The following is a 7,459-nucleotide window of genomic DNA, read 5'->3' on the forward strand; positions in this document are numbered from 1 at the left end:
TACGGCTTGGTGACAGGCCCGGCCCTGGACCCGGCCATCACCCCGCCGGCAGGCGCACGTGCGGGGGACCTTGCAACCCGGAAGCTGCTGGAAGGTTGTGCCGGTCGTTCAAACGGTTATCGTCACCCACGCAAAGTGGAGTCGTGCAGATGTCCGACGTTACGCAGTGCTTGCCGGAAGCCGTGGCATGACCCAGTCCCGGCGCATCCATATCGTTCGACCGAACGAAACGCTGTCGCGCATCGCGCACCGCTATGGCGTCAGCATCCGTACCCTCGCGCAGAACAATGGCATCCGTAACATCAACCTGATCCATGTCGGTCAGCGGTTGGCCATCGCCTCCACCGCGCACGCGCGGCCGGCTGCCCGGATCGCACCGGCCACCGTCCCGGGAACGCCGGGCGCGGCCGTGACGCGGCTGAGCGGCGGGCGCCTGTCGCTGACCGCGACGGACGTGCTCAACATCAAGAAGACGCTCCAGACCGAATGGGTGCAGTCGGCCGGCGCGGATCAGGCCTACGGGATCATCGACACGATCCTCAACCGCACCGCTTCGCAACGGTGGGGCCGCACCGTCGCCGACGTGGTCAACGCCACCAACCAGTTCTCCGACATCAACGGGCCGATCTCCCGCCGCAAGGGGCGCCGCTCGGTCGCGCAATTGCCGGTGAGTTCGATCAGCCGGCGGGTCGACCAGCTGGTCGATGCCTATCTGGCCGAACGGGCGGCAGGACGCGGATCGAGCGTCGGATCGCACCTCAACTACGCCAACCCGCAATATTCCGACGCGAAGAACCTGGCGTGGATCAATGCGCTGGACGGACCCCGGCTGGGGCGGGGCAACGCCATCCATCATCATGGCACCGTGCCCGAACTCCAGCGTCATCGCCCCGGACATTTCCTGGTCGATCTCCCCGACATCGCACCGACGAGCGCGCCCGTCCCGATGAACGGGCGGCGCGTCGACGGCAATGCGATCGCGGCGGCCAACGGCGTCTCGGTCAAGAACCAGAGCGTGAAGCTGGGCCAGCTCGATCCCGCGATGGAAGCGGCGATCCGCACGGTCGCGACGGTCGCCCGCCAGCAGGACCTGCCGCCACCGGTGATCACGTCGGGCAACGACAGCCGTCACAAGCGCGGATCGTTGCATTATGCGGACAAGGCGCTCGATTTTCGCGGCAACAACATCACCGTTGTGCAAGGTCGGGCGTTACGCGATGCGGTCCGCGCCGGGCTGGGGTCGCGATATGATGTCGAGTTCGAGGTGTTTCCCAATGCGAGCAACAATCACCTGCACGTCGAATATGACCCGGACTGACGCCGGTCGCCATATCGATCGCCGTATCGGCTGGCGCGGCGCCTGCGTCGCGGCGGCCCTGTGCCTCGGTTCCCTGTCGGCCTGTTCGGGCGCGGCTTCGGTGCCGGAGGACAATGCAGCCGCCACGACCGACGTCGTGAGCCCCTCCGCGAACGCCGTCGCACCGGTGGAAGCGCCGGTCGTCGCCCGGCAGCCGACCGGCGCACCGGCACCGGCACCCATGGCCGACGCCGCGCAGACCGCCTCGCGCGTGATCGGCACGAAGGACAGGACGCTGAGCGACGGCAAGGTGTGCGAGGTGAGCTTCGTCTACGGCGGCCGCGAGCCCGAGAGCATCTTCTGGGAGGAACCCTGCGCCGGGGTCACCGCGAAGATGATGGATCGCCGCGAACTGGAGCAGCTGGGCCGGTGGGAACGGCTGGAGGATGCCGATCGCACGTTCGTCGAGCGAATGCCCGGCGGCAAGGTGCTCTACGTCGGCGGTCCGGCGTCCGCATCGGTCTATCCGGTCGGCACGACGGGGACGAGCTACGAGGTGTCCGTCGCCGACTGACGATCGCCCACGTCCTCGACGCCGCGTTTACCCCGTTTCGCCGCATCCTCCGTTCCGATCGCGCGTTGGTCCCGTGACCCTGCGATGTGCATGCCGGGAATGTGGGAGCGTAGCGTCATGCGGACTGCCCTGATCCTGCCCCTTGCCGCGGCGATCGCCCTGGCCGGTTGCGGTGACGACGATGGCGGCGGATCGACGGGTCCGGCACCGGCACCGGCACCGACACCCACGCCGTCGCCCACCGCCACCGCATCGCCGACCCCGCCGGTCACCGCGGTCGACCAGCGCGTCGTCGCAAGCTTCGACAATCCCTGGGCGATGGTATTCCTGCCCGACGGCCGCCTGCTCGTCACCGAAAAGCCGGGCCGGTTGCAGCTGGTGACGCAGGCGGGCGTGAAGACGCCGGTCGCGAACGTGCCGCGCGTCACCTATTCGGGGCAATTGGGATTGCAGGACGTCGTGCTCGATCCCGGTTTCGCGACCAATGCGCGCATCTGGATCAGCTATGCCGAGCCGGCGACCGGCGGACAGCAGCTCGCGGTCGCCCGCGCGACGCTGAATACAAGCGCGACGCCGCGGCTCGACGACGTGACGGTGATCTGGCGCGCGACGCCGGCGACGACCGGTGGCCAGCTCGGCGCACGGCTCGCCTTCGCGCCCGACGGACGGACGCTGTTCGTCAGCAGCGGCGAGCGGCAGCAGGGGACGCCCGCGCAGGACCTGTCGGGAACGCTGGGCAAGATCGTCCGCATCAATCTCGACGGCAGCGCCGCGGCGGGCAATCCCTTCGCCACCACCGCCAATGCCAGACCGGAGATCTGGTCGCTCGGCCACCGCAATCCCTACGGCCTCGTCTTCGCCAGCGACGGCCGGCTGTTCGCCTCGGAGATGGGACCGGCGGGGGGCGACGAATTCAACCTGATCGAGGCGGGCCGCAACTATGGCTGGCCGCGCGTGTCGGAGGGCGACAATTACGACGGATCGCGCATCCCGCGCCACGCCACCAACACCGCCTTCACCGCACCGCTGGTCAGCTGGACGCCGGTGATCGCGCCGGGCGGCATGATCCAGTATCGCGGCACCGCCTTTACGGGCTGGACCGGCGACTTCCTGCTCGCCGGCCTGACGCAGCAGGGCATCGTCCGCGTCCGCGTGACCGGCAACGGCGCCAGCGAGGTCGCACGCATCGGCCTCGGCAATCGCATCCGCGAGGTGGAGGAGGGGCCGAACGGCTCGCTCTGGGCGCTGCGCGACGGCGAAGGCGGCGCCTTGGTAGCACTGACGCCGCGATAGCCACGATTACAGCGTTAGGGCGGCATAGAGATCAACACGGTCCTCTATTGCTATATCCCAGCGTTGCGAGCCCGGCAGGGACAGAAATCGGCGCTGACCTCACCCTAATTCCGACCGATCCACGACGGCAAAAGGCGTATTTTCACCCAACGGAAACCGCCTGCTTCTTTCGGAAGCATGTGACGGCGTAGCCGCCACTCCTGACTTCTGGTTTGGCTTTATCGGCTGTGTGTTTCGGTACGTTCGGTCCTTTTTCGCCGTCAGGCGGGAGTGCGTTGGCTGGTTAAGCCAACTCTTTTGAACTTGGATTACGTGAATCTATGGGCGGTTGCGGATCATCATGATACTCGCGCTCACGATCATCTATGGCAGCCCCGAGCTTAGCAAGTATCTTGGCGAGTGGGCCATTCGCGATCACAGCACGGGCAAGGTCGCGGCATCCAAGGCCTGCCAGCATCGTCCGGGTGTCCTCGACCCGGTCTGCCTCGCGCTGCATCATGTCGTCGGGTACCGGCGCCGGGCGCATCCAGCGCGGCAGATAGCGTAGAATGCTGGCGGGAAGGTACGCACGATAGACGTTCGACGTCTGCTCGTAGCGCGGCCCGGGGCCCTGCGCCTCGACACGCTTAAACCGGCGTTGCCGGACGATAAAGCCGATCGCATCCAGAACATGCAGCGCGCGCGCGATGGTTGCACGCCCCAGGCTCGTCGCCTCGGCGAGATAGTCGTAGGTCGGGTAGACGCGCCCGGCATTCAGCCGGGCGAGCGTCAGTATCTCCTCCAGCACGCGGACCGCGCCGCTCGTCAGGGCGGCCAGCTGCCCTTCCAAACCTGTCAGGGATCGTTTCTCGGCCCGCGCGTCGCGCCGCAACCGTCTGCCGGCGTCGAGCGCGCGACGAGCGGCACGCAGGATGATGTCGGTTTCCCCCTTGGCCGGGGTCGCGAAGAAGACCTCCTCGAACGTCCCCGCCTCGACGCTGTCGCGCAGCACGGGCGCGCCGGTGCGATGCGTCGCTCCGGATCGTGCCTTTCGTCCTGGGCGCAAAGCTCCCAGCGCCTGGAGCGAGGCCGCCCCAACCGTTATCGCCGCCATCATTCGTCCCCGATTTTAGGGTCACCGAACGGGCAAAGACTATCCGTGGCGCGAAACGCGCATTCTTGCGGAAGCTGCCGAAAACGACTATCTGACGGACCGTTGTGGGCGATCGCGCACGCTTGCAGGCGTGTGCCAGAGTACAGCTAACTGAATGCCCGGCTTTCGAGCCGGGTTTTCTTTATCCGATCATGACCGTCCCCGTTTCTACCTCCATCACCCCCGGCCTGCGACCGCGTGCGGAAATGAATGGCCGTGCCGGCGTCGACCCGGTCGGGGGAGCGACATCGATCCGAATTCTTTCCGCGCCATAGGGCGAGCCCGAACCACCACCGATCGCTTTCGTCCGCAGCTGCGGGCGAGGGCGCACCGGTTCCCGATTCGGGTAGGCCACGATTGCCGACCGTTAGAATTCCCTCAAGCGATGTGAATCGTGTGTTCACCGGGAAAACCCGACACAGATTCGTGTGATCACACGGAAAACCTCCGGCGTGCTCGCTCATCGGTCGAGATCGCGGTGCGATCTGCCTGATGCCGACCTATAGACGGACGCCTGTCACCCGGTTGGTAGTGGTACAACACGCAAAAGGATATTTCTCGTGCTTTCACACGGAAAACCCTGGGTCACTGAGGACTGGGGAGTATCGTCTGTTCCGGTGCCTCCTGCCGCGCCCTGAGCGAGACGACGGTCTTGATCCGCGGACGCCCCCCGCGCGGTGAGGGGATCTTCTCTTCAGCCAGCGTCACGACATATTCGGGCAGCGAATCCTGCTCGGCGACATCCCTCAGCTGCTTCTTGAAATATTCGAGTCCACGCTTGTCCGAAGCGCAGCCGACGCGTTCGGCCAACACGTTGAGATCGACCTCGAAACCGCCGCTGTCACCACAGTTGAACTTGGCGAGCTCGTACAGCCGGCGTTCGATCGGTGCGAGCTTGAAGAAGTCGAGATGATAGGCGGCGATGCGACGATCGGTCAGGATGGCGCGGTGCAGCCAGTCGCACACCATCACCTCGATCCGCTTGACCCGGCGTTCGCCGTTGGGAAGCTTCACATATTTGATGTCGGCCTTCAGCAGCCACGAAAAGGCGCTGTCCGATCCCTCGCCACCCGTTTCGATGTTGGTGATGATCTGCGTGCCCTGCAGCCGGTTCAGCGACGCCTTCAGCGAACTATAGGAGCGCGCCGACGCATTGGTGCCGGTGACGCGGAAAAGATCGTTGGCGGTAAAGCTCCAGACGCGATCGACGACATCGCCCGCCTCCATGCGGTCCGCCATCAGGCTGGCGATATAGAGCAGGATCTCCTTGTCGTAGATCGTCGCCACGCCGGTCTTGCTGGGATTGATCTCGATACGGGCATCGCCGCTCTCGAAGACCATCGGCGTCATCTGCGCCTTCTTCGACAGCGAGAAGAAGGGAAATTCGGCAACCGTGCGCTCGCCCTGGACATCCCCGTACAAGGGACTGTCCAACGGAAAGAGGTCGTCTTGTTTGATCGAGATTCTGGACATGCCCATCTTGCATCCGAGCGGAGCACCAGATTGTGGAGAACGATGCGGGGTTGTCCAGCCATTGCGCGTTCGCGATGGGGTTATCCGTGCGAAAGCACGAGAATTAACACGGACCCTGGCGCTGTTGCCCGAACATGGCGAGTCCTGGTGCTTTTGGGTCGCTGCTCCTCACATTGTACCTGCTTTGACGCGGAAAACGGGCTCGGATTTGCATCGGTCGCCAAGCGGCTTCCGATAATTCGTGCTTTGACACGGAAAACTGTTGGAGGCTGTGGAGCACCAAAAGCACGGCCGCCGCGCTAGTCACCTGAATCTGAGGTTCGGCTCATTGTTTTTTGGCAGAAGCGTTTGACTGATGCGAGGATGTCGTCGGCGGCTTGCGCAAAGCGACGCCGCCACTTGCCACCGTATGCTCGTGAACCCCGAGGCGCTCGGCAACCTCCTTGCTCTGCAGCCCATCCGCGCACAGCAATAGCATCCGGCAGCGGTCCGATAACGAGCGCGGCGCCTTGTGACGCCGCACCTGCGATTCCAGGAACGCGCGATCAGCCGTACTCAATATCAGCACGTCCGCCTGACGACCAACCATGCACGCCTCCCGCCATAGCTAAGACGCATACTAGAATCATCTCGAGGATCGGCGTCAGATCCGTCACCGCGGCCTGGCCCGGATCGATCGTGTCGAGCCTGTGCACGATCTCTCTGTGTGTCGCCTCGATGCGCTGGCTGCTCTCGGTCAGCGCATGGAGTTGCTCCTGCACGAGCGTCAACGCGTCCAGAACGCCTGCAAGAGCAACGCTTACCTGGTCCGTGCTCATCGTTCTGGCCCACCCTTATCCGGCGAACGCACTCGGTCCCGAGTGGCGCGATCGCGATCCAATATCTCGCGAAGGACCTCTTCCGGCTTGCTCGACGAAGGTGCCGTGGCCTGCCGTTCGGCCTCGTCCATAAGCGAGCGAAGGCGCTCGGATACCCCCGAAGGTCGGCGTTCATGCGGCGTGTCTTCGGCTCGGTCGGAGCTCTCCCGGAGTGCTTGCTTGGCCTCCAGCTTCCTACGCATAACGCGAGAACGTTCCAGTGCTGCGGTCAACGGATCGGGCCCGGGATCCGCAACAGTGGGGCGCGTCCGAGCATCGACGTTCGCGATGCGCGTACGGGACGGTGAACCGGCGCGCATCGCCCGGGCGGAGTTGGGCTCGGGCGGCGGCAATGCTGCGACGAAACGTTCGAGGCTCTGTGCGACCACCTGATCGGCAAGGGAGGGCGAAGCCGATAGCTCCGCGACGGATCGCATATAGGTCGCACGAACTATTGCCTGCCGACTTGCAAGAACGGCCTCGACCGGGTCGGGAATACCCTGGTCGCGAAGGCGCCGGGCACGTTCGGCGCGGCTCGCATCAATCCGCGGAACCTGCCCTTTGTCGCGCATCTTGCGTACCGCGATGTGCTCATGCGCGGGGTCGATCCCGCGCGCTTTGGTCGGCGTGGCGTTGGCCTCGATGCCGCGTTCGCGGAGCTTCGCGGCGAAGCGTTGCCGCCATCGAAACAGATCATCCCGGTCCGGATGGAAGCGGCGCCCATCGAAATCGCGACGTGCGATCGTGATGTGAACGTGGGGATGATCGCGATCGACGTGGAGGCCGGCAACCCACGACCGGTTCGCAAACTCCTCGCGTGCGAAGTCCAGGGC

At 65.1% G+C, this 7,459-nt stretch carries 8 protein-coding genes; 3 read left to right on the forward strand and 5 right to left on the reverse strand.

Going from position 1 to position 7,459, the window contains the following annotated elements; translation table 11 throughout:
• Positions 1-187 precede the first annotated feature (187 nt).
• From LRA87_RS17990 to LRA87_RS18000, 3 genes are all read left to right on the forward strand, one after another.
• Positions 188-1,318, forward strand: coding sequence for a LysM peptidoglycan-binding domain-containing protein (locus LRA87_RS17990; RefSeq protein WP_230782431.1), 1,131 nt, complete (start codon positions 188-190; stop codon positions 1,316-1,318).
• Positions 1,305-1,871: a hypothetical protein gene (locus LRA87_RS17995; RefSeq protein ID WP_230782433.1), complete on the forward strand. Its 567-nt coding sequence runs from the start codon at positions 1,305-1,307 to the stop codon at positions 1,869-1,871. The genes LRA87_RS17990 and LRA87_RS17995 overlap by 14 nt, the downstream gene beginning before the upstream one ends.
• 117 nt (positions 1,872-1,988) lie before the next feature.
• The gene (locus LRA87_RS18000; protein WP_230782434.1) at positions 1,989-3,164 is read left to right on the forward strand and encodes a PQQ-dependent sugar dehydrogenase; all 1,176 of its coding nucleotides are present in this window, start codon (positions 1,989-1,991) and stop codon (positions 3,162-3,164) included.
• Positions 3,165-3,447: 283 nt separating this feature from the next.
• On the opposite strand, the gene LRA87_RS18005 is transcribed toward LRA87_RS18000, so the two are convergent.
• From LRA87_RS18005 to LRA87_RS18025, 5 genes are all read right to left on the reverse strand, one after another.
• On the reverse strand, positions 3,448-4,155 hold the full coding sequence (locus tag LRA87_RS18005; RefSeq protein WP_230782449.1) for a helix-turn-helix domain-containing protein: 708 nt from the start codon (positions 4,153-4,155) through the stop codon (positions 3,448-3,450).
• 726 nt (positions 4,156-4,881) lie between these two features.
• Positions 4,882-5,718, reverse strand: coding sequence for a replication initiator protein A (locus LRA87_RS18010; RefSeq protein WP_230782451.1), 837 nt, complete (start codon positions 5,716-5,718; stop codon positions 4,882-4,884).
• Positions 5,719-6,094: 376 nt separating this feature from the next.
• The gene (locus LRA87_RS18015) at positions 6,095-6,358 is read right to left on the reverse strand and encodes a helix-turn-helix domain-containing protein (RefSeq protein WP_443024907.1); all 264 of its coding nucleotides are present in this window, start codon (positions 6,356-6,358) and stop codon (positions 6,095-6,097) included.
• Complete coding sequence (locus LRA87_RS18020) at positions 6,315-6,587, reverse strand: hypothetical protein (RefSeq protein WP_230782452.1); 273 nt, start codon at positions 6,585-6,587, stop codon at positions 6,315-6,317. The genes LRA87_RS18015 and LRA87_RS18020 overlap by 44 nt, the downstream gene beginning before the upstream one ends.
• Positions 6,584-7,459: relaxase/mobilization nuclease domain-containing protein (locus LRA87_RS18025; RefSeq protein WP_230782454.1), on the reverse strand; the 876-nt coding region annotated here is incomplete at its 5' end. The genes LRA87_RS18025 and LRA87_RS18020, both read right to left, overlap by 4 nt.

The organism is Sphingomonas sp. Leaf37 (assembly GCF_920939475.1).
Lineage (GTDB): Bacteria > Pseudomonadota > Alphaproteobacteria > Sphingomonadales > Sphingomonadaceae > Sphingomonas.